Raw genomic sequence first — 21,822 nt, 5'->3', positions numbered from 1 at the left:
GGGACGGAACACAGGAGCGAGCCTAGCGAGGCTGCACCTTCGCTAGTCGACGCCCCCTGCCTTGAGGGCCGGCCTGGAATCGACACGTAACGGACTAATTGCTATCGAAAACGGAGCGCCCGGAAAAGAGGAGGTATTACTGGACCTAAGAGTGGGGAAAAGAGACCGCTCTGGCGGTTCTTTCGACCTTCCCGGGGAAACACGGGACAAGCGATAAGTGGGCGCTCTATGGTGAAGATCCAACTCTGCTTCTTTGGCAGAGATGTATCTAACGAAGGAGTGAGACGGAATCGTGGATTCCGGTAAGGGTTGGAGCGTGCGCCGTTTTCGCACTCGGACCGTCACTGTTACCGAGGAAGAGATCGAGGAGGTGGTGGCTCGTCCGACGGAGCGGGGTGACGATGACCGCGAGGCGGGCGGGACCGTGGAGCAGACGCAGAGCGAAAACGTGCAGGACGGTGAGATTGCTGAGCGTGACGAGCGGGCGTCGCTGAAGCGGCCCAAGTGGCATGCGCCCACGTGGGCGAAGGGTGTTCTCTTCGGGCTGGAGGTCGCCGCTGCCATCGCGACCCTCGTCGTAGCGCTCGCGGGAACCAGTCCCTGACCTGCATCTGCGGCGCACGGATCTAATTTCTGTCGCTGCGCTTTGGCGGGTAGATCGGACCCTGCCGTATTGATGGGCGCACCCGACCCTCATCGGGGTCAGGCGCTCTCGTCAACGCGGCAGGGTCCGCCCGTCGTTCGAGTGTTCCTCGGTATGCCCGAAATGGCCCTATAAGGATGGCGCCCTAACTTCGTTGTTAGCGCTTCAGCCCTCCCGGCTGGCTATTGGTCAAATGTTTGCTGACGCACTGCGGAAGAGGCATAAAACCCTGTTCATGGCGCGATCTGCAGGTTGCAATCGCAATGTACTGTGAAGTTCGTGAATGGAGAAGGCGTCGAGCGTTACGCCGTCATGCCCCTGACCTGCAGTTTTGCGTTTCGGCTTTTTCGGGCTCACCTCGGGTGCAGCCCACCCCCTCGCTCACTCTTCGTGGTGCTTCCGGTGGTAGGCGAGGTATGCAGGGTCGATGCTGTGACCGGCGACGGTCCGCAGGCGCGGCAGGGCTCCACCCAGGGTGCCTCGTTCGTAGAGGGACCCGTCATCGCCGATCGTCAGCATGCCGAAGTCGAACGCCACGTGATGGTTGGGGCAGAGGCAAAGGATGTTGTCCATGCGGTCGGGCCCGTCGTGGGGACGACCCAAGGGTCTGATGTGTGCCGCTTCGGCGTATGCCCCCGTGGGCGTCGAGATTCGGATGCCGCAGACCTGGCAGGTGTAGTCGTGAAGCTCTTTGACACGTTGGGCGCGCCTGGTGCTTCGAACGAGGCGCTGAGTGATGGCCGTTCGCCGATCGGGGCGCTGCCCAGGATCGGGCTCCGCGACTGCCTCGGGAGTGGTCGGGAGGGGGAGAGGTACGAGGGTGGGGAAGTTCACGGTTTCGCCGTCGGTTCCGAGGAGGCTCGTTTCGCCGTCCACGGCGCGCAGACGGAAGCGCCAAATGCGCAGGTCGTCCACCGCCCTACGCTCGGACCAGTAGTCCTCCACCCGATAGAGGCCGTCATAGCGAAGGCCATGCGCCGGGGCGTACGGCGAATGGTCGCCCGCCCCGCGGATGACGCGCACAGGGGTCCCCGACGCTGCGCTGTTCACCAGCGCGGCATTGCCGCGGGTCAGCTCCTGATGGTGCGTGTGTCGGCCCTCGGTCATGCCGCCCTGGCCGGTGTAGATGATCTCCGTACCTAGGTCTTCGTCATCCTCGTAGCCGCCGGAGACGACGATCGACTTGGCGTCCTCCTTCTGCTTTCCCCAGATGCCTGCTTGGAGCGGCCGGTGAACGTTGGCTGCCGCCAGGGCGTCCCGGTTGGCGAAGACGGTTCCTATGGGGACGTAAGGGGCCGGTCCGAAACCATGGAAGGGCTCGGTCTGCAGTCCGACGTCCAGGAGGATGTCCTGCCACTGGGCATCCGCGAAGTAGGTCTGGAGGAGGTGGCACACGGCCTTCTCCCCGAACTTCCCACTGCGGGCCAGCAGTTCGTGCAGGTCCTTTTCCAGCCCGCCCTTCGGGTTGTGCTCGTCCAGCCATGATCGGAGGCTCGAGCCCCGCGCCTGGGGAACCTCTCCCGGCACCCCTTCGAGTGTCCACAGAGGGGAGCGGTGAAGCGCCGTGAAGGGGAACTCAGGGGCGGGCGTCGACCCAGGACGGCCATGGTGGGCAAGGAGTGCGGACAGTTCCTCCTTCGAGGCGTGCCACGAGATGAGGCGCTGCTTCCCCTGCCGCGCACGCGCTATCGCCCAGAGCAGCACGATCGGCTGATGGAGAGCCGGCTGGCCGGACGACCTATCGACACGGAGCGATGTGAAGGCGTCCAGGTACCCCGTAGTGAAGCTGGTGGACTCATCGAGCATGAGCGCGCTCCCCGTTGTGTGCCTGTCGGTGGATGTCACTGCGGGTCCGCGGCGCTGCCCACTTTGGTGCGGAAGCGGACGAGGGGCTGATCGGCCGCGGTGGCTGAAATCGGCGCGATCAGAGAGAAGACCATAGCCAACTGCTCCGGAGCGACGGACCCGTTGTGGATCACTTCGTCAGGTCCCTTCTCGATCACCGGGTACAACAGGATCGCGCCCCGACGTGGACGTGCGTACCGCTCCGTCACCACGTCCTCGGTGGGGGGGAGCCCGCCGGCGATCCGGCGTGCCGTGAAGCGGTGCTTCGGGTCGCTGATGTTGCCGAAGAGCTCGATACGGCGACGCTTCCGCTGGGAGAGGGCGAGCGGCCGGGACCCGAGGATGCTGGCTTCGAGCCGGCGGTTCGACGTGTGCTGAGGGACCAGGAGCAACCAGTCGTCGATGACCTCTGGATGGGCGGTCATGCCACGGAGGAACTCCAGGTGCGGCGCGAAGGGAGCGGCATTCCACCATCGGAGGTTCTCGAGGACTGCCAGCAACTGGTGGTGCTGCAACGAACCCACGAGGGCACTCATACGGTACGTCCGGCCGTTGTCCTGGTGGTGATACGTGAACTCTTCCGGATTCGGTTGGAGGAGGTCCAGGACCGGGCGCCACAACAAGGTGTTGTGACGCAGGTCGGAGGGATCCGTGGGGTGCGCCGTGGGTTCGATGGGTGATCCAGGCGAACGAATCTCCACCAGCTCGGCGTTGAACATCTTGTTCCGGGCCGACGGCTTGACCCAGGGGAGGTGCTGGGCGACGAGCGGAGGGATCTGTGCAGGGGTGACCTGGGGCCGTCCGTCGACCATCGTGGCATAACGCGTCAGTTCGGACCTGAACACTTCTTCATCGCGGCAGATGGCCTCAAAGGCTTCGTAGAGGTCGACCTCTGCCGAACGATTGAGCCGTTCCTGGCGCCCTATGTAGAGGCGTACGAGATCACGGTAGCCGGGGCGGAAGCCGAACCATCGCCCCATCTGCATCAGGGTGTCGGCCTGTCTGGTGGTGCGCCGGTAGTACGTGATGGTCAATCCCTCGACGGTGAAGCCGCGAGAAAGCTTGGTTCCGCCCACCAGGATCTTCCACACATGCGGGGTGCGGTCGAAGTCCAAGTCGAGTTGGGCGAAGTACCGGTCGCTGTCACCGTTGACGATGACGGTGGGCCGGCCGCCCGCACCGATGAGCTGGCGTGCCCGACTGATGTACGGCCGCAGTTCGTCGTAGTTCGCCGGGGTGGGGAGGTGGGACGCCTGGGCTTCTGAGACGTGGGCGAAGTCCGTGGTGAAGAGGCGCTCAAGGCGTTCGTGCCCGAGGGGACCCGTGTAGGCGGAGTTGTCCCACATCTCATTGATGCGATCTGCCAGATCCGCATGGTCGTCCATGCGGACGGACTCGTGCGCCAGCATGGTGTGGTGGCGGAACGAGCCCTCGGGCAGGCCGTGGTCGATGCGGTACAACTTGATTGCGCCGGTGAGGAGGAAGGCGTCGATCGCCTCTCGGAGTCGATCGTCGTCCCAGGGATAGATGCTTCGGACGTGCGCAGCCTCCTGCGAGTTCGCTGCCGTTCGCTCGTCCTCGGGGATGGGCGAATCGAGGTCATGGAAGTCCTGCACTCCCATGTATCCGTTCGGCCTGGGCAGGGACACGAGGAAATCGCGAGGGAAGATGTCCTCGTTGTCCGTCGGGTCTATGAAGACGTTGGCAAACGGGGTCGCCGTGTAGCCGACGTACTGCGCCCGGGGAAGTCGATGGAGGAGTTCGGAGATCAGCCCGTTGATCGCTGTGCGGCTGACCTTGCCGGACTCCCACTTCTTGGGGTCGGTCGTGTTGACCGATGCCTGGTCGGACTCGTCATCGATGATCAGCGTGGGAACCTCGTCGAGGAACCCGATCTTCCTCAGGTCCTTGACGAGCTTCGTCAGAACGGACTTGTTCTTCTTGACGACCATGATGCGTGCGGCGGCGCGGTGCAGATTCTCGGCTGCGTAAAGAGGGAGGGTCTTGACCTGCTTCTCGAACTCCAAGGCCCGGATGCCGCTCAGCAGGGATTTGTAGTCGTCGGCCCGCGTGGTGAGCCGTTCGATGTCGAACGCCCCGAGCAGGGACGGGCGGCCGCCGTGCGTGATGAACCGGTCGGGCCAGTCCTCGTCGTCCTGGTAGTCCACGTCGACGAGCGCTGCCAGGTTCTTCGGGTCGGCACCGCGCAGGATGTTTTCCTGCCCGATCAACTCCATGTCGAGGCGTCGCTGTGTCTGTTCGCGAAGGAGGTTGAGAGTACCGCCCAGCACGATGACGAGCCGGTAGCCGGCGTCGATGGCCTTGGCGATGACACCGGTGAAGTTCGCCGTCTTACCGGACTGGACGTGCCCCACGACAAGGCCGCGTGCGCCGTACGCCTCGGCTTGCGTCGGGTTCGAAAGACGCTCGACGACAGCGTGCGACGATTCGTCCAGGGAAGCGATCGCCGCATCGCTCCACCCCTTGCGGGCGAGGTGATTCTTGTACGCAGGCCAGTAGAACGCCCGGTTCGTGGCGATTTCCTGGGTGTACCACGGTTCGAATTCCTGACTGATGACGACGGCGCCCGCCTCATGAGCAACGGGGACCAGCACGTCGAGCGCGGCGCGGACCTGCTCGGTGGCGCCGAGCCGGGCGTAGATATCTGCCCGGCGCTCGGTCGTGCGCGCAGGCGCCGCCGACCAGTCGGCTTCGGTGGCGAAGTCCCACGAGGTCAAGCTGCGCCGCCACAGAGCGACCAGGTCGTCCTCAGGCTCAGCGGCGACGAGTTGCTTGTGGAACCCGGTCCAGAGGGTGTCAGCGGTCTCGTCGGTCTCGGCCAGTGCGGCAGCCAGTGGGGCGAACGGGCGTGGGCCGCGCCGCATCGCAGCGAGCACGTCGCCGTGCAGATTGAGCAGGTCAGTCATGGCGGTGTTCCTCAGCGGCCGGAGCGGAGACGGTCCATCTCGCAGCCTGCGGCCGAAAGGAGAACGCTGTTCCAGAGTGCCATCTCGTCATCCCGCTGTGCGCTCGACCGCCCCATGCGGAAGTTCTTCTCCAGCAGGAGATAGAGCAGCCCCTTGAGTACGGGGGCGTCGTTCGAACCCGCGCGGCGGTCTCCGTTGAAGGCCTGCCGGTAGTCCTTGTTCAACCGCACGACGTGCTCGTCGCGATCGATGTCGAAGAAGCGCTCTGGCGGGAGGCTCTCCCAGCGGAAGGTGATCGGGTCCTCGCCTTCCAGCTCCGGAAGTTCGTCGCGCAGGGTTCGCTTCAGGCGGGGGTCGATTCCCTTTCCCGGCGGTATGACCTCTTTGCGCTGGACGTCCATGGAGCGGCGGGCGGCCTCGCGGTAAGTGGTCTCCGCTTCTGCGAGATAGGCGGTGAACGCATTGCCGTGCTCGTCCGTCGCCTTCTCCAGACCGCGGGCGAAGGCCGGGGTGACGTGCACCCCGTCCTTCTTGACGGTCAGAGAGAACACGTCGTTCTCCTGGGCAGGGAGATCTATGGAGACGCGAGCGAGGTTGTGGTGGGTCTCCCCGCTGCGTGTGCCGTTCCAGCCGCCGGCCTGCACGAGACGGTCGTTCCGGTAGATGTAGAAACCCTGGCGCTCTGCCAGAGGGCCGATGCCGCGGAAAGCGACGAGCGGAGACTTGGGCGGCCACACGTGGGCCGTGAGCTTCAAATCGCCGAGGCCCTCGATCGGGGCGGTGTACGTGCGGGGGAAGCCTGCCCGCCCCGGGATGCGGTAACCAAACGGGTCGATGGCCTCCACGCCGCGGTGGTCGAGCTCCTCCCGCGTGTGGGCGTCCTCCACGACGATGTCGATGTGGAAGTCGGGCCGGCTCAGAAAGCGGTGGAGATACAAGCCGAGATGGGTTTCGAGGCGCTCGATCGTCTCGTTCAGATAGCGATCGGTCTGGCCGGCCGTGATGGTGGCGAAGGAACGCACCGTGTCCCAGCGCACGATCGTGCCCTGCCAGTCGATCACCCCGTCGTAGCGGTCGATCAGGTCCTGGCAGTAGCGGGACTCGACGATGTCGCAGCTGAAGTCATTCTGGGCTCGCGCGGTGAGCCACCTGCGTCCGGCCGACGCGCTCCGCTTGGTCCTACTGATGACGGTGAGGGCGTCAGCATGGGAGAGCGAGGCCGCTTTGAGGCCGGCGCCGAACCGGCCCAAGGCCGACTCGGCGTAGGTCTGACGACCGCCCACGGTCATGGCGACGTCGAGTGCCTCGTCGTCCATGCCCCGGCCGTCATCGATCACGAGCAGGCTCACCAGCTGGTCATCGTCGCGGAGAAAGCTCACGACGACGTTGCGGGCGCCGGCGTCGATCGAGTTGTCGATGAGGTCAGCGATGGCCGCCTCGAACCCGTACCCCTGGTGGGTCAGCGACTCCACATATCGGGCGGCGGGCGGCAGGCGCTTGCTCCCGCTCGTAGGAACGTCGAACTGCCAGCCAGGACCGGACTCGTAGGGCAAGCGTCTTCCTCGCACACAGGACTGACCTGGGCAGGAGGGGTGGGCCAGTCGGACAGCAACGTGACACCCGTGACGTTACTCCAACCGACTGACCCCATGCGAGGAGATGACCAAGCAGGGTCGAGTCACTGCAGCCCGTGGCACTCCCCGTACGTCCGCCCCGACCCGCACCAGCACTCCGAGCCCCGCAGTGGCGGCCACGGCATTGCGCGGCCGCGGGCCGCGAGGGTGGTGGCGTACTGGGGGAGGAGGTCCGGGTTGGAGGGGGAGGTGGATTCGGAGGCGGCGAAGGCTTCGTACGAGGGGACCGTGGCGGGGACGATGCCCAGGTTGGGGGTGCCGGCCTGGGCGAGTTCGCGGAGGGAGGCCTCGATGTCCGTCAGGTGGGCCCGGTACGTCGGGTACTCCGCCTCCAGCTCCGGGTACGACGCCAGCAGCTCGTCCAGTTCCGCCTCCGGCCAGTGCAGGACCGCCACCGGGAACGGGCGGGACAGCGCCGTGCGGTAGGAGCCCAGCTCGGAGCGGAGGCGGGTGATCTCGGCCTGGAGCTCGGCCGGGTCCGACGAGCCCAGGGACCACAGGCGCTTCGGGTCGTGCAGCTCGTCCAGGGGGACGTCCCCCTGGTGGAGGCGGTCCGCCAGCGCGTCGTGCGCGTCGTGCGGGAGGGCCAGCAGGCGGCGGACGCGGTGGCGGCCGGCGAGGAGGGACTGGAGCGCGTAGGAGATGTCCTCGCCGGAGGTCTCGGGCGCCGGCACCAGCAGGGTCGCCGCCTCCGTGAACGTCGCCTCCGCCTCCTCCAGCTCGTCGTGGGACTCCAGGGTCTCCGCAGCGATCTCCCACGGCTCCGGGTCCGCCGGGCGCTCCCTGCGGACGCCCTCGATGATCGCCAGGGCCTCCGCCTCGTGGCCGTACTCCCACAGGTTCGCCGCCTTCAGCGACCTGATCAGGTGCGGGGACGCCGGGTCTTCCTCGGACAGGAGGGTGTCGTACAGGGACGTCGCTCTCTCGCGTTCGCCCGCCAGTTCCAGGTGGGCTGCCGCGCGCAGCAGCAGCGGTTCGCGGTCCTCCGGGTACCGCCCCGCGGTGCGGAGCAGGCGCTCGGCTTCGGTGGTGTGGTCGGCAGGGGTGTCGGGGCGCATGTCGACCACCGTACTGCTGTACGGCCCTGGAGAGTTGGTGCCTCAGCGCTTATCGTGCCCGCCGTGCGGGGTCGTATTCCGGTGGTCGTCCAGGCGCGCGGGAGGCGCAGCGGGGTCGGCCGTGCCCTGTGGGCGAGCGCCGAGGTCTTCGTCACCTGCGGGGTTCTGCTGGTCCTCCTCGTCGTCCACCAGCTCTGGTGGACCAACGAACAGGCCCGCGCGGAGGCCGGCCGGCAGGTGCGCCGGCTGGAGGGGGAGTGGGACAGGTCACCTCACCCGGGCGGCGCCGATGACGCGGGGGGTTCCGGCGAGGCGCTCGACGGGGGCGACGGGGGCGAAGGTGTCGACGGTGTCGAGGGGGTCGGGGGCGGAGAGGGGGGCGGGGGCCCCGGCGGGGGTGGCTCCGGCATGGGGGACTCCGGTGGGGGTGGTGAGGGTCGGGCTCCTGGGGCCGCCGCTGAGGGCTCGTCCGCCTACGCCGTCCTCCGCATACCCCGTCTCGGCCTCACCGTCCCCGTCGCCCCCGGCGTCGGCAAGCGCAGCGTCCTCGATCGCGGCTTCGCCGGGCACTACCCCGGCACCGCCTCGCCCGGGCGGGTCGGGAACTTCGCCCTCGCCGGGCATCGCAACACCCACGGCGAGCCCTTCCGCTACATCAACCGCCTGCGCAAGGGGGACCTCGTCACCGTGCGGACACGGGGCGGGACCTACACCTACCGCGTCGACCTCGTGCTTCCGCAGACCTCGCCCCGCGACACCGGCGTCATCGCCCCCGTACCCCGGTCCCTCGTGAAGCCCCGGTACGGGTACGACCAGCCCGGCGCCTATCTCACCCTCACCACCTGCACGCCCGAGTTCACGTCCACCTACCGGCTCGTCGTCTGGGCGAAACTCGTGGCGGATCGGAGCCGGGGCTAAGGTCGGGTCGGTGATCAAGCGTCGTCCCCAGCTGTTGTGGCTGCTCGTGCCCTATCTGCTCTTCGTCGCCGCCCTGCCCTTCGTCAACCGCGTCCCCTTCCTCCTCTTCTGGCTGCTCGGGGCCACCGTCCTCACCCCCTTCTCCGTCGCGCTCGCCCGGCGAGGAGACCGGCGCGGAGAGCGGCGCGGAGAGCGGCACGGAGAGAGGGGGGAGCGGTGAGCGCCGCGCTCTGGATTCTCGGCGGGTTCCTCGTCCTCACCGTCCTCCTCGGGCTGCTCGCCGCGCGCCGGAACGAGCGCGGCGGGCTCGCCGACTGGTCCGTCGGCGGTCGCTCGCTCGGGCCCGTGTTCATCTGGGTGCTGATGGCCGGCGAGGGCTACACCAGCTTCAGCTATCTCGGCGCCGCCGGCTGGGGCTACAACTACGGGGCCCCGGTCCTCTACGTCGTCGCCTACATGTCCTGCGGCTACGCCCTCGGCTACGTCGTCGGGCCCATGCTCTGGGGGTACGCGCGCAAGCACGGGCTGGTCTCCCTCAGCGACATCGCCGCCCACCGCTACCGCAGGCCCTGGCTCGGCGCGGTCGTCGCCGTGCTCGCGACCGTGTTCCTGCTGCCGTACATCCAGCTGCAGATCACGGGGATGGGCGTCGTCCTCGCCACCGTCTCGTACGGGCGGATCGGGCTCGACCTCGCCTACTTCCTCGCCTTCGCCGTCACCACCGGCTTCGTCGTCGTCAGCGGGCTGCGCGGCAGTGCCTGGGTCTCCGTCCTCAAGGACAGCCTCGTCATCCTCACCCTCGGCTTCCTCGCCGTGTACGTGCCGCTGCACTACTTCGGCGGCTGGGACCACTTCCTCCAGCGGGTCCTCGACGAGAAGGGGGAGTGGCTCGCGCTGCCCGGACACGGTGGGGAGGCCAGCGGGTACGGGGTGGGGTGGTTCGCCTCCACCACCCTGCTGAACTCCCTGACCGTCGTCGTCTTCCCCACCACCGTCGCCGGCTACCTCGGCGCCCGCGACGCCGACACCCTGCGCCGCAACGCCGTCTGGCTGCCCGCCTACAACGTCCTGCTCTTCGTCCCCATGCTGCTCGGCATGGCCGCCCTCTTCGTCGTCCCCGGCCTCACCGGCGCCGGCTCGAACCTCGCCCTCTTCGAGCTCGTCACGGACTCGCTGCCGCCCTGGGCCGTCGGCGTCGTCGGGGTCGCCGCCGCGCTCTCCTCGATCGTGCCGATGGCCGTGTTCATGCTGGTCATCGGCACCATGTGGGGGCGCAGCGTGCTGTCCCTCCTGCCGCGGATGCGGGAGCGCGAGAAGGGGCTCTCGCAGGTCGTCGTGGTGGTCGCGGGGGCGCTCGCCCTCGTCATGACGTACGCCGCGCCCAACACCCTCGTCCGGCTCTCCCTCATCTCGTACGAGGGGATGGCGCAGCTCCTGCCCCTGCTGCTGCTCGGGCTCGTGTGGCGCGGGATGACCGTGTACGGCGGGGTCTGCGGGCTCGTCGCCGGGGTCGTCGTGGTCTGCTGTCTCGTCTTCAGCGGCAACGATCCGCTGTGGGGCGTCAATGCGGGGCTGCTCGCCCTGCTGCTCAACCTCGGGGTCGCCGTGCTCGTCAGCCTGTACGGGCCCCGGGGAGCGGTGGACGAGCGTGCCGACGAGGACGTGCTCGCCCGCGAGGAGTTCACCGACGCCCGGGTGCCGACGGGCGGCTGAACCGCCTTGCACGGGAGGACGCGCGGCCGTGGGTGTGGGTGTGGGGGTGGGGGTGGGGTGGGCGCGGACGTGGGCGGTGCGGGTGCGGTTGCACGAGCGCGTGGGCGTGGGCGTGGGCGGGTGCGGGTGCGTGCACGTGCCCGCCCGCGGCCGCGTGGCGGCGGTAGTCGGTCGGCGGGGTCCCGCGCCCGTCGCACGCTGAGGCCCTTCGGCCGCGGCGGTCCGGGACAACCGCAGCGGCGGTTGCCACCGCGGCCGTGACGCCAACCGCGGTGGTGGCGGCTTCCGTCTCCAGTCGTGGCCCCTTCAGCCGCGCCCCCGCCCCACCAGCGGCGTCACGACCGCCCCGCCGAGGCTCAGTGCCGCCGACACCAGCAGGGCCGTGTCCGGGCCCGTCGTCGCGAGGGCGAGGGACAGGGCCACGCCCGCCGACGAGCCGATGTAGCGCGCGGTGTTGTTCGCGCCCGAGCCCATCGCCGCCCGCTCCCCGGGGACCGAGTCCACGGCCAGCCGCGGCAGCGCCGCGTTCAGCAGGCCGCTGCCCGCGCCCGCCACGACCAGGCCCGGCAGGAGCCGGGGCAGGGCCGCGCCCTCCAGGGCGCCGAACAGGGCGAGCACCCCCGCCGTCGACAGCACGAAGCCGAGCGCGAGTTGGTGGGTCGCGGAGAGCCGGCCCGCGAGGCGGCGGGACTGCAGCGCCACCACGAACGCCGTGCCCGACCAGAGGAGGAAGAGCCACGCCGTCGTCAGCGGCGACATCCCGGCGCCCCGCTGCAGCAGCGCAGGCAGCACGCTGAAGAAGCCGATCACCGCCAGGCCCGTGAACAGCGCCCCCGCCGTCGCCGCCCGGAACGCGGGGGTACGGAACAGCGCCAGGTCGATCATCGGGGTCGAGGCCCGCCCCTCGACCCGTACGAACACCGCCGTCAGGACCACGGCCGCGAGGGCGAGCAGGCCCACCGGCGGGCGCAGCCAGCCGTCCCGGCCCAGGGTCAGCGCGGTGAGCAGGGCCGCCAGGGCCAGGCCGAGGGCCAGCGCCCCGGCGAGGTCCGTCCGGCCCCCGCGCGGGGCGCGGGACTCGGCGAGGGCACGGGTGCCCAGCGCCGCCGCCAGGAGGGTGGCGGCGCCCAGGGTCACGTACGTCCAGCGCCAGTCGGCCAGCGTGCTGAGGGTGCCCGCCAGCAGCGGCCCCAGCGCGATGCCCGCGCTGACGAAGGCGCCCCACACGCCCGTCGCCCTGATCCGCCCGGCGCCGGTCGGGAACGCGTGGGCCAGCAGGCCGAGGCTGGCGGCGAGTACGGCCGCGCTCGCCGCGCCCTGGGCGACGCGGGCCAGCGTGAACGTGAGGGTGGAGGTCGCGAAGCCGCCCAGCGCGGTGGCGAGGCCGAGGGCGAGGGTGCCGAGCAGGAAGACCCGGCGCCGGCCGTGGGCGTCGGCGAGGCTGCCGGCCACCAGGAGGAGGACGGCGAGGCCGAGCGGGGTGCCGTTGAGCAGCCAGGCCTGCGCGGAGGCGGGCGTGCCGAAGGCGCGGGCCGTGCTGGGGAGGGTGAGCATCGGGGCCGTGTAGTTCATCAGCGTCAGCGCGGTGGCGGCACTGGTCACGGCGAGGGTCGCGCGGGGGCGGACGACGACGGGCCCGGCGGAGGGCGGGGCCGCCGCGGCCGCCGGGGCCGCCGGGGTCACCGGAGCCGCCGGAGCCGCCGGGGCCGCTGCGGTCACCGGAGCCGCCGGGGCCGCTGCGGTCACTGGCGCCACCGGGGCCGCCGGGGCTGCCGGGGCCGCCGGAGCTGCCAGGGCCGGCTGGGGCGCGGCATGAGGCGCGGCATGAGGGGCTGGCTCGGGCATGGCAGGACCTCGGCTTCCGTCGGTTCGATCCGGCTCGGTTCGATCCGCGTCGGTTCGCGCAGCATCAGTTCGTTCCGCGTCGGTTCGTTCCGCATCGGGGTTCATTCGGCATAGGTTCGTTCACTGAACCTTGCCCGTGATCCCCACCGTAACAGTCAAGGTTCATTCACTGAACCCCTTCCCCTACACTCGATCCCATGGCCCTCGGCAAGGACTACGCGACCCAGCAGTGCTCCATCGCCCGAGCCCTGGAGGTGATCGGCGAGCGCTGGACCCTCCTCGTCGTGCGCGACGCCTTCTACGGCGTGCGCCGCTACAACGACTTCCTCGTCCACCTCGGCGCCCCCCGCGCCGTCCTGGCCGCGCGCCTCCAGGCCCTCGTCGAGGCCGGGGTGCTCGACCGGCGCCGCTACCAGGAGTCGCCGCCGCGCGACGAGTACGTGCTCACCGACCGCGGCATCGCCCTCTGGCCCGTGCTGCGCTCCCTCGGTCTGTGGGGGCGCGAGGCGCAACCCGGCGCCCTGCCGATGCGTCACTTCCATCACATCGACTGCGGCACCGAGGTCGGCCCGTACGGCGAGTGCCCCGCCTGCCGGATCCCCGTGCACCCCGCCGACATCGAGATGAGGCCCGGCGCCGGGCTCGATCCGGAACCCGCCGATCCGGTCGGGCGCGCGCTCCTCGCGCCCCGCCGACTCCTCGTGCCGCTGGAGACCGGTCGTGTATAACGGGTAGACGGATATGCGGGCATACGAACGGGAAGGAGTCGACGTGCGCAACGGACTGCTGCTGCGCGTCCTCGCTCCGCTCCTCTTCCTGCTCGCCCTCGCCGACCTGGTCCTCTCCGAGGGCTCGACCGGCGCCGGGCTCTCCGCCGCCGTCGCCATGGCCGCGACCGCCTTCGTCTGCGCCCTGATCGGCGCCGGCGCGGCCCTGCCCGTGCCGCCCACCCGGGTCCGCACCGCCCTACGCGAACGGGCCCTGCGCACCGCCTTCCTGCCGCAACGCGACCCCGACGCCTCGGGTCGCCGCAGGCCCCGAGCACCCGGCCGTCCCCTCCCGACGGCCGCGTAGCGGGATCCACCGGCTGTTCCGAGCCGGTAGGTCCGCCCTTTTCACGCGGTTCCGTCTGCCGACAACCCCTGTCTTCTCCGGCACGACGAGACCCCACGGAGGGCTCCCATGTCCGTTTTCGCCACCCTGGTCGAGCACCTCGCCGACCTGGTCCAGCCGCTCTTCGGCGCGACCGCCACCGCCGCCGCGATCGTCCTCTTCACCATGGGCGTACGACTCGCGGTCCACCCCCTCTCCCGCGCCGCCGCCCGCGGCCAGAAGGCCCGCACCCGGCTCGCCCCGCGCCTCGCCGAGCTGCGCAAGAAGCACGCCAAGAACCCCGAGCGCATGCAGAAGGCGATCATGGAGCTGCACGCGGAGGAGAAGGTCTCGCCCCTCGCGGGCTGCCTGCCGAGCCTGCTCCAGGCGCCCGCCTTCTTCCTGATGTTCCACCTCTTCTCCAGCGGGCGGATGGCCGGACACAGCCTCTTCGCCGCCCCGCTCGGCGACCACTACGCCGACGCCCTCTCCCACGGCGGCCCCTTCGGCCCGGCCGGCCTGGTCTACCTGGTGCTCTTCGCGATCGTCGGCACCGTCGCCACCTACAACTACCTGCGGGCCAGGCGGCAGCAGGCGGTGTCCCCGGTCGCCCCGGTCGAGCCCGGCCAGCCCGGCGCCGGTGTCGCGACGGCCATGGCCCGCTATCTGCCGCTGCTCTCCTTCGCGACCCTGCTCTCGGTCGCCGCCGTGCCGCTGGCCGCCGCGCTCTACATCGTCACCAGCACCACCTGGACCGCCGTCGAGCGTGCCTTCCTCTACCGGGACATGCCGGCCGCCGGCGCCCTCGTTACTCCTGCGTAAGGGTCCAGGTTGTGAACGGGGTCTTGCAGAGTGACCCCATCCATTGGAGGATCGACCAATCCTCCGATGGCCGCACTCCATCGGCCGGGGTTCACCACGGCCCGCTCCCCGGGCCGCCTCGACCACAGGGAGAAGACCATGAAGCTGCTGCGTGTCGGCCCGGCAGGGGCCGAGCGGCCCGCCCTCCTCGACGAGTACGGGACGCTGCGCGACCTGTCCGCGCTGGTCGACGACATCGACGGCGGCCTCCTCGGCGACGCCTCGGCGCTCGACCGGGTGCGTGCGGCGGCCGGGGCCGGCGTGCTGCCCGAGCTCGACGCGACGGGGCTGCGGATCGGCCCGCCGGTCGGCCGGATCGGCAAGGTCGTGTGCATCGGGCTGAACTACCACGGTCACGCGGCGGAGGTCGGGGCCGCGATCCCGGCGGAGCCGGTCGTCTTCCTCAAGGCCGCCGACACGGTCGTCGGCCCCGAGGACACCGTGCTCGTACCGCGCGGCTCGGTGAAGACCGACTGGGAGGTCGAGCTGGCCATCGTCATCGGCCGCACCGCGCGCTACCTGGAGACCGACGAGCAGGCCCTCGCGCACGTGGCCGGATACGCGCTCGCCCACGACGTCTCCGAGCGCGAGTTCCAGATCGAGCGCGGCGGCACCTGGGACAAGGGCAAGAACTGCGAGACCTTCAACCCGCTGGGCCCCTGGCTGGTCACCGCCGACGAGGTGCCCGACCCGCAGGACCTCGCTCTGAAGCTGTGGGTCAACGGCGAGCTGAAGCAGGACGGCCACACCTCCGACCAGATCTTCCCGGTCGCCGAGGTGGTCCGTTACGTCAGCCGCTTCATGACCCTCTACCCCGGCGACGTCATCAACACCGGCACGCCCGCGGGCGTCGCCATGGGGCAGCCGGAGCCCAAGCCGTACCTGCGCGCGGGTGACGTCGTCGAGCTGGAGATCGAGGGGCTCGGGCGGCAGCGCCAGGAGCTCAAGGACGCCTGAGGCGGCGGGGGTACGGCTCGGTCTCTGAGTCGTTCGGGCGACGCCCCGGGTGCCGTGCGCGTGGGGCGTCGCCAACGGCCGGTGGATTCTGCATATTGCCGCATATGCGTGAGATTCGTGAGATGTGCGATATGCGAGATGTCCGTTCATATGCACCGAGTCGGCGGCGTCTGGCCACGACAGCCGTCGTGGTGGCGGGTGCCGCCGCCCTCGTCGGCGCGCTCGCCACGGCGAGCCTCGCCGACCCGCTCCCCGGCGGGCTCGGCCCCTGCCTGCCGGGCAAGTGCCCCTCCCCGTACCCGGACGTCAACAACGGCACGATCGCCGGCCGCGACAACAACATCAACGTCTTCGTCGGCGGCGACTTCCTCGTCCGCCAGGCGGCCGCCGAGGCCGAGGGCAAGATCGTCGTCCTCGGCTCCTTCGACATGAACAAGCGCACGGGCGTCTCCCAGGTCTACAACGTCGGGGTCGCGGGCGTCGGTTCGCGCGTCCCGCCCGACAACGGCACCGACTTCCTCACCACCGGCGCGAACGTCACCATCGCCTCGGGTCAGCGCCTCCTGGCCGAGGAGGGGACGGTCAAGGGGGTCGTACGGTACGCGGGCAAGCTCAGCGGTACGGTCTCCCCGACCTCCGTCCACGACACGGCCGCGGCCGACAAGTACAAGGACCTGCGCGAGCAGCTCACCGACGCCAGTCGCTGCTACGCGTACGTGAAGGGCAAGCCGCGCAAGGCGACCGGCACCGCCGTCAACAACGGCAGCGAGACCGTCTTCACCGGCGACGGGAAGGCGCCGCTCCAGGTCTTCGACGTGGACTTCGACCTGGAGTCGAAGACCGGCGGCTCGCAGGGCTTCCGCTTCACCGGCATCCCGAACGGTGCGACCGTCCTCGTCAACATGCGGGGCGCCGCCCGGACCATCGACACCTACAGCGGCGACGTCCAGGACTCCCTGCACGACCGGCTGCTGTGGAACTTCCCCGACGCGACCGCGGTGACCTTCGAAGGCAGCGGGCAGTTCGAGGGCGCCGTGCTCATCGGCCAGCCGGCGAGCACGGCGACGGTGACGATGCCCGGCATGAACGGGCGCTTCTACACGAGCGGTTCGCTGAACCACACCTCGCTGGTGAACGGGGGCGGCGGGCAGGAGCTGCACGCCTACCCGTTCAACGGGGACCTGCCGGACTGCGAGGAGAACAAGCCGACGCCGACCCCGACTCCCACTCCCACGCCGACTCCCACGCCGACGCCGACCCCCACGCCGACGCCGACGCCCACGCCGACCCCGGACCCGACGGAGTCGACCGACGGCGGTACGACCGACGGCGGGACGACCGACGGCGGGACGACCGACGGCGGGACGACCGACGGGGGGACGACGGACGGCGGTACGACCGACGGCGGGACGACGGACGGAGGAGTGACGGACGGAGGCTCCGACTCCGGCGGGCACGCCACCGGGGGTGACACCTCCGGTGGCGACACCTCGGGCGGTCACACCTCCGGCGGGCACGACGGTGGCACCACCGGCGGCGGCGAACTCCCCGACACCGGCTCCGGTTCCACCGCCGGGAAGGCGGTCATGGGCGCCACGGCCGCCGGGCTCGCCCTCAGCGGCGGTGTCCTCGTGGCGGTCAGCCGCCGGCGCCGGCGTTCGACCGGTACGAGCTGAGCAGCCGCTCCAGGCCGAGGACCACGAGGGCGTGGTCCTCGGCCTGCGGCAGTCCCGAGACCGTGACCGAGCCGATGACGCCGGCCCCCTCGACCGCGACCGGGAACGAGCCGCCGTGCGCGGCGAAGCGGTCGGGGTCGAGGCGCGAGGACTGCTCGAAGCTCGTCCCCTTGGCGCGGAAGCGGGCGCCGACGAGGAAGGAGCTCACGCCGTACCGCTCCACGACGCGCCGCTTGCGATCGATCCAGGCGTCGTTGTCGGCGCTCGACCCCGGCAACGCGCAGTGGAACAGCTGCTGCGCGCCGCGCCGGACGTCGATCGCGACGGGCGCGCGGCGTTCCCGGGCCAGGTCGGTCAGGATCGTGCCGAGGGTCCAGGCGTCCTCGTACGTGAAGTGGGGGAGGACCAGGGCGGCCTCCTGAGCCTCCAGCTCGGCGACCTCGGAGGCGGTCCCGGGGGTCCCCGTGGGCCCGGCGCCGCCGGCGCTGCCCGTGCTGCTCGCGGGGCCCGCGCTGCCCGTGCCGCTCACGCTCCCCGCCCTCACAGCGACACCGCCACGCCCTCGCGGGCGGACCGCTTCGCCGCCTCCAGGACGTCGAGCGCGTCGGCCGCCTCGTACGCCGTCACCGGGTTGGGGCCGGCGCCGCGCAGGGCGGCGGTGACGGCGGCGTAGTAGGCGGGGTACGCGCCGGGCAGGGTCTCGACGGGGGTGCCGCCGCCGGTGAGCGGCGACTCCCCGGAGCCGATCCGCCCCCACAGCCCCTCCGGCTCGACGCCCCAGACGGTGCCGGGCTCCGGGCGCAGGCCCTCGCGCAGGGCGGCCTCCTGGGGGTCGAGGCCGTACTTGACGTAGCCGGCGCGCTGCCCGAGCACGCGGAAGCGGGGGCCGAGCTGGGCCGTGGTGGCGCTCACCCAGAGGTGCGAGCGCACGCCGCCGGCGTGGGTGATCGCGAGGAAGGTGTCGTCGTCCGCCTCGGCGCCCGGGCGGCGCACGTCGGACTCCGCGTAGACGCGGACGGCCGGGCCGAAGAGGACCAGGGCCTGGTCGACGACGTGGCTGCCGAGGTCGTAGAGCAGTCCGCCGATCTCCTCCGGGGCGCCGGACTCGCGCCAGCCGCCCTTGGGGAGCGGACGCCAGCGCTCGAAGCGGGACTCGAAGCGCTGGACCTCGCCGAGTTCGCCCTCGGCGAGGAGCGCGCGCAGGGTGAGGAAGTCGTTGTCCCAGCGGCGGTTCTGGAAGACGGAGAGCAACAGCCCGCGCTCGTCGGCGAGGGCGGCGAGCGCGCGGGCCTCGGCGGCGGTGCCGGCGAGCGGCTTGTCGACGACGACGGGGAGGCCGGCGCGGAGGGCGGCGGTGGCGACCGGGACGTGGGTCTTGTTGGGGGAGGCGACGACGACGAGGTCGAGCCGGTCCGCCCGCTCCCACAGCTCCTCGGGGGAGGCGACCACCGTGACACCGGGGTGCTCGGCGCGGGCCTGGGCGGCGCGCTCCGGGTTGCCGGTGGTGACGGTGTCCAGGACGAGGTCGGGGGAGGCGGCGATGAGCGGGGCGTGGAAGACGGAGCCCGCGAGGCCGTAGCCGACGAGTCCGACGCGGAGGGGGGCGGGGTCGGTGCCAGTCATACCGACCACTTTGGCAACGCTGTTGCGAAAGTGCAAGCAGGGGCGACAATGGGTGGGTGGTGAAGAAGGGGACGGATATGCGTACGGGGATGGGCGCGGGGCGGCCGGGGGCCGGGGCCGGGGCCGATGCCGGGACGGCTGCCGACGCCGGCACGGCCGGCGGCCGCGGCGCGAGTACGGGCACGGGCATCGACATGCCCCTTGGCGCGGGCACGGGTAACGACACGCCCCTCGGTGCGGGCCCTGGTCCGGGCTATGGCCCAGATCCCGCCCACGGCGCCGGTCCTGCCCACGGCGCCGGTCCTGCCCACGGCCTCGGTCCTGCCCACGGCCCAGATCCCGCTCACGGCGCCGGTCCTGCCCACGGCGCCGGTCCTGCCCACGGCCCAGATCCCGCTCACGGCCCCGGTCCTGCCCACGGCGCCGGTCCTGCTCACGGCCCCGGTCCCGCGCACGGCCCCGGTCCCGCGCACGGCCCCGGTCCTGCCCACGGCCTCGGTCCTGCCCACGGCGCCGGTCCTGCCCACGGCGCCGGTCCTGCCCACGGCCTCGGTCCTGCCCACGGCGCCGGTCCTGCCCACGGCGCCGGTCCTGCCCACGGCCTCGGTCCTGCCCACGGCCCAGATCCCGCGCACGGCCCAGATCCCGCGCACGGCCCAGATCCCGCGCACGGCCCCAGTCCTGCCCACGGCCCCGGCCCCGGTCCCGCCCCGGCCGGCCCCCCGGCGGGCGCCAACCTCCCCGCGCTGCGCAGCCACAACGCCGCCCTGCTCCTCGGTCTGCTGCGCGCGGCGGGGGAGCAGGGCATCAGCCGTCTCGAACTGGCGGAGCGCGCCGGGCTGACCCCCCAGGCGGTCAGCAAGATCACCGCGCGGCTGCGGGCCGGGGGCCTGGTCGCCGACGCCGGGCGCCGGGCCTCCACGGGTGGCAAGCCGGCCACCGTGCTGCGGCTCGTCCCGGGCGCCGCCCACGCCGTCGGCGTCCATCTCGACCGCGACGAGCTCACCGCCGTCCTCCTCGACCTCGCGGGCGCCCGCGTCGCCGTCCGCCGCGCCCCCCTGGACCTGGGCGCGGGCGCGGAGCCGGTCCTGGCGGCGGTACGGGCGGAGGTCGCCGCGCTGCACGCGGCTCGCCCCGGCCGCGGCGAACCCCTCCGGGCGAACGTCCTCGGCGTGGGCGTCGCCATGCCCGGCCCCCTCGACCACCTCACCGGAACGCCCGGACGCGTCACGGGCTTTCCGGAGTGGGACGGGTTCCCCCTCCGGAACGAACTGGCGCGGCGACTGGGTCTGCCCGTCGTGGTCGACAAGGACACCAACGCCGCCGCCCTGGGGCTCGCCCTGCGCCCGGGCGCTCCCGGCTCCTTCGCGTACGTCCATCTCGGTACGGGCCTGGGCGCCGGCCTCGTCCTCGGCGGCGCCGTGCTGCGCGGGGGCAGGACGGGAGCCGGGGAGCTCGGGCACCAGACCGTCCAGCTCGACGGACCGCCCTGCGACTGCGGCGGGCGCGGCTGTCTGGAGGTGCTGTGCCTGGCGGCCCTCGCCCGCGGGGACCTCGACGGCGCCGCCCGGGTCCTCGGCACCGGTGCGGCGAACGTGGTCCGGCTGCTCGACGTCGACCGCGTGCTCCTCGGCGGCCGGGAGGTGCTCGCGGCCCCGGAGGCCTTCGCGCGCGGTGCCCGCGACGTCCTCGGCGGGCTGGGCCTCCCGGCGGACGTGGCGGTGGCGGACGCCCCGCACGCGGTCGCGGAGGGTGCGGCCCAACTGGTCCTGGCACCGCTCTTCGGCAAGGAGCCGTCGGGCTTCGGGGGCGAGCCCCCGATGATCGGAAAATAGGCTGATCGGGCGGGATCCGGCGGCGTACGAGGGGCCGGGCCGCGTCGGTCACGGGGACCCCGCCTCCCGCGTGGCAGCGTCGCGGCCGACCCGTACGCCCGCGAGCAGCAAAGGCACCCGCCCCCATGCGACTGCGCAACGCCCTCGCCCTCGCCGCCCTCACCACCGCCGCCGCCGTCCCGGTGGCCCACGCCCTCACCCCGGTGCCGGTGCCGGCCATGGCGGCGCCGCCCGCCTGCGGCGCGGAGAGCACCGCGGACTTCCCCCTCACCGCCCGGATCCAGGACGGGCCCGTCGAGTACGCCGCCGGCGGGGAGTTCCTCACCTGGAACCTCGACCTCACCAACACCACCGACCGGGCCTGCGGCGGCATCCACCCCGTCCTCGTCCTCACCGACCGCGGCCGGACCCTGCGGCCCGCACAGATCCGGGCCGAGTTCTACGACGCCGGGGCGAGGCTGTGGCGGCCCGTCACGTTCGAGGGGACGGACCGGGCGGAGAACGTGGGCGTGTTCGGCGGAGGCGGAAACGCTCCGAGCCGCCGGCCGGACTCCGCCGAACGGCCGGACTCCGCGGACCAGCCGGACTCCGCGGACCGGCCGGACTCCCCGGACCGGCCCGACTCCGCCGACCGGGCAGCTCCGGCGGACCCCAGGCCGTCGGCCTCGACCGACCCGGCGCACCCCACCGCCCCCACCGCCCCCATCGCCCCCGTCGCCCCCGCCGACCCGCACCCCTCCGCCTCCGCCTCTGCCTCCGTCTCCGCGCCCCGCCCCTTCGCCGGCTTCGCCGTGCCCCCCCGCCGTACCCTCACCGTCCCCGTTCGGCTCGCCTTCCGCGCCGACACCGCGCCCGACGAGGTGGTCGTCAACGCCGCCGTCGTCCAGCGCATGGGCGAGGACGGCGACTGGGTCGGCGAGTCGGGCGACTACACGCTGAGCATCGGCCCCGCCGACCCGGACGCCGAGCCCCGCACCGATCCGGCCACGCCCCCCGCCGACCCGGCCCGCCCCACCCCGCCGGGCGCCGACCGCACGCCCGGCGGCCTCGAACTCGCCCACACCGGCCGGGAGGACGCCCTCCGGCTCGTCGCCCCCGCGTCGGCCGCCCTGCTCGCGGCGGGCGCCGCCCTGGTGCTGCTCACCCGACGCCACCGGGGGCCCCGCTCCCACCGGCACGTGTAAGCCACCCCTCG

General features: G+C 71.7%; 19 protein-coding genes. 12 read left to right on the top strand and 7 right to left on the bottom strand.

Annotated elements, in window-relative coordinates; translation table 11 throughout:
* The first annotated feature begins 292 nt into the window (after positions 1-292).
* Positions 293-604, top strand: a complete 312-nt coding sequence (locus tag ACH414_RS06915; protein WP_386564678.1) for a hypothetical protein — start codon at positions 293-295, stop codon at positions 602-604.
* Positions 605-1,024: 420 nt separating this feature from the next.
* Here ACH414_RS06915 and ACH414_RS06910 read toward each other — a convergent pair whose 3' ends face one another.
* From ACH414_RS06910 to ACH414_RS06895, 4 genes are all read right to left on the bottom strand, one after another.
* Complete coding sequence (locus tag ACH414_RS06910) at positions 1,025-2,449, bottom strand: YDG/SRA domain-containing protein (protein ID WP_398941028.1); 1,425 nt, start codon at positions 2,447-2,449, stop codon at positions 1,025-1,027.
* 35 nt (positions 2,450-2,484) lie between these two features.
* Positions 2,485-5,415: a Z1 domain-containing protein gene (locus ACH414_RS06905; protein ID WP_398941026.1), complete on the bottom strand. Its 2,931-nt coding sequence runs from the start codon at positions 5,413-5,415 to the stop codon at positions 2,485-2,487.
* An 11-nt stretch (positions 5,416-5,426) separates the two neighbouring features.
* Positions 5,427-6,968 carry an ATP-binding protein gene (locus ACH414_RS06900; RefSeq protein ID WP_386564671.1) on the bottom strand — a complete coding sequence of 514 codons (1,542 nt, stop codon included), beginning with the start codon at positions 6,966-6,968 and terminating at the stop codon, positions 5,427-5,429.
* 125 nt (positions 6,969-7,093) lie between these two features.
* Entirely contained in the window at positions 7,094-8,107 is a 1,014-nt protein-coding gene (locus tag ACH414_RS06895) for an SEC-C metal-binding domain-containing protein (RefSeq protein ID WP_386564668.1), read from the bottom strand.
* 63 nt (positions 8,108-8,170) lie between these two features.
* On the opposite strand from ACH414_RS06895, the gene ACH414_RS06890 reads away from it, so the two are divergent.
* The 3 genes from ACH414_RS06890 to ACH414_RS06880 are packed head-to-tail and all read left to right on the top strand — an operon-like array spanning position 8,171 to position 10,738.
* Positions 8,171-9,025, top strand: a complete 855-nt coding sequence (locus ACH414_RS06890) for a class E sortase (RefSeq protein WP_382535782.1) — start codon at positions 8,171-8,173, stop codon at positions 9,023-9,025.
* 10 nt (positions 9,026-9,035) lie between these two features.
* Positions 9,036-9,245 carry a hypothetical protein gene (locus tag ACH414_RS06885; protein ID WP_382535779.1) on the top strand — a complete coding sequence of 70 codons (210 nt, stop codon included), beginning with the start codon at positions 9,036-9,038 and terminating at the stop codon, positions 9,243-9,245.
* On the top strand, positions 9,242-10,738 hold the full coding sequence (locus ACH414_RS06880) for a sodium:solute symporter (protein WP_398941023.1): 1,497 nt from the start codon (positions 9,242-9,244) through the stop codon (positions 10,736-10,738). Before ACH414_RS06885 ends, ACH414_RS06880 begins: the two co-directional genes overlap by 4 nt.
* A gap of 306 nt (positions 10,739-11,044) precedes the next feature.
* Here ACH414_RS06880 and ACH414_RS06875 read toward each other — a convergent pair whose 3' ends face one another.
* Positions 11,045-12,421 carry an MFS transporter gene (locus ACH414_RS06875; protein WP_398941134.1) on the bottom strand — a complete coding sequence of 459 codons (1,377 nt, stop codon included), beginning with the start codon at positions 12,419-12,421 and terminating at the stop codon, positions 11,045-11,047.
* A gap of 359 nt (positions 12,422-12,780) precedes the next feature.
* On the opposite strand from ACH414_RS06875, the gene ACH414_RS06870 reads away from it, so the two are divergent.
* From ACH414_RS06870 to ACH414_RS06850, 5 genes are all read left to right on the top strand, one after another.
* On the top strand, positions 12,781-13,311 hold the full coding sequence (locus ACH414_RS06870; RefSeq protein WP_398941021.1) for a winged helix-turn-helix transcriptional regulator: 531 nt from the start codon (positions 12,781-12,783) through the stop codon (positions 13,309-13,311).
* A 13-nt stretch (positions 13,312-13,324) separates the two neighbouring features.
* Positions 13,325-13,657, top strand: coding sequence for a DUF6412 domain-containing protein (locus ACH414_RS06865; protein ID WP_382535764.1), 333 nt, complete (start codon positions 13,325-13,327; stop codon positions 13,655-13,657).
* A gap of 108 nt (positions 13,658-13,765) precedes the next feature.
* Positions 13,766-14,497, top strand: a complete 732-nt coding sequence (locus ACH414_RS06860; RefSeq protein ID WP_382535761.1) for a YidC/Oxa1 family membrane protein insertase — start codon at positions 13,766-13,768, stop codon at positions 14,495-14,497.
* Positions 14,498-14,635: 138 nt separating this feature from the next.
* Positions 14,636-15,493: a fumarylacetoacetate hydrolase family protein gene (locus ACH414_RS06855; RefSeq protein ID WP_382535758.1), complete on the top strand. Its 858-nt coding sequence runs from the start codon at positions 14,636-14,638 to the stop codon at positions 15,491-15,493.
* 188 nt (positions 15,494-15,681) lie between these two features.
* A complete protein-coding gene (locus tag ACH414_RS06850) occupies positions 15,682-17,169 on the top strand; it encodes a choice-of-anchor A family protein (protein WP_398941019.1) in 1,488 nt (495 codons plus the stop codon).
* Here ACH414_RS06850 and ACH414_RS06845 read toward each other — a convergent pair.
* Positions 17,132-17,599 carry a heme-degrading domain-containing protein gene (locus tag ACH414_RS06845; RefSeq protein ID WP_382536186.1) on the bottom strand — a complete coding sequence of 156 codons (468 nt, stop codon included), beginning with the start codon at positions 17,597-17,599 and terminating at the stop codon, positions 17,132-17,134. The genes ACH414_RS06850 and ACH414_RS06845 overlap by 38 nt on opposite strands.
* A 110-nt stretch (positions 17,600-17,709) precedes the next feature.
* Positions 17,710-18,792 carry a Gfo/Idh/MocA family oxidoreductase gene (locus ACH414_RS06840; protein ID WP_382535753.1) on the bottom strand — a complete coding sequence of 361 codons (1,083 nt, stop codon included), beginning with the start codon at positions 18,790-18,792 and terminating at the stop codon, positions 17,710-17,712.
* A gap of 255 nt (positions 18,793-19,047) precedes the next feature.
* Between ACH414_RS06840 and ACH414_RS06835 the strand changes: the two genes are divergently transcribed.
* The 3 genes from ACH414_RS06835 to ACH414_RS06825 all read left to right on the top strand — a co-directional run bounded on the left by ACH414_RS06835 (position 19,048) and on the right by ACH414_RS06825 (position 21,811).
* Positions 19,048-19,635 carry a hypothetical protein gene (locus tag ACH414_RS06835; protein ID WP_398941144.1) on the top strand — a complete coding sequence of 196 codons (588 nt, stop codon included), beginning with the start codon at positions 19,048-19,050 and terminating at the stop codon, positions 19,633-19,635.
* The gene (locus tag ACH414_RS06830) at positions 19,539-20,627 is read left to right on the top strand and encodes an ROK family protein (protein WP_398941132.1); all 1,089 of its coding nucleotides are present in this window, start codon (positions 19,539-19,541) and stop codon (positions 20,625-20,627) included. The genes ACH414_RS06835 and ACH414_RS06830 overlap by 97 nt, the downstream gene beginning before the upstream one ends.
* Positions 20,628-20,752: 125 nt before the next feature.
* Positions 20,753-21,811, top strand: coding sequence for a hypothetical protein (locus tag ACH414_RS06825; protein ID WP_398941017.1), 1,059 nt, complete (start codon positions 20,753-20,755; stop codon positions 21,809-21,811).
* The last annotated feature ends 11 nt before the right edge of the window (positions 21,812-21,822 follow it).

Origin of the sequence: Streptomyces sp. NPDC020422 (assembly GCF_044386705.1) — a bacterium.
Taxonomy (GTDB): domain Bacteria; phylum Actinomycetota; class Actinomycetes; order Streptomycetales; family Streptomycetaceae; genus Streptomyces.
The sequence above is the reverse complement of the archived record's forward strand: the minus strand, read 5'-3'. Positions and strand labels throughout refer to the sequence as shown.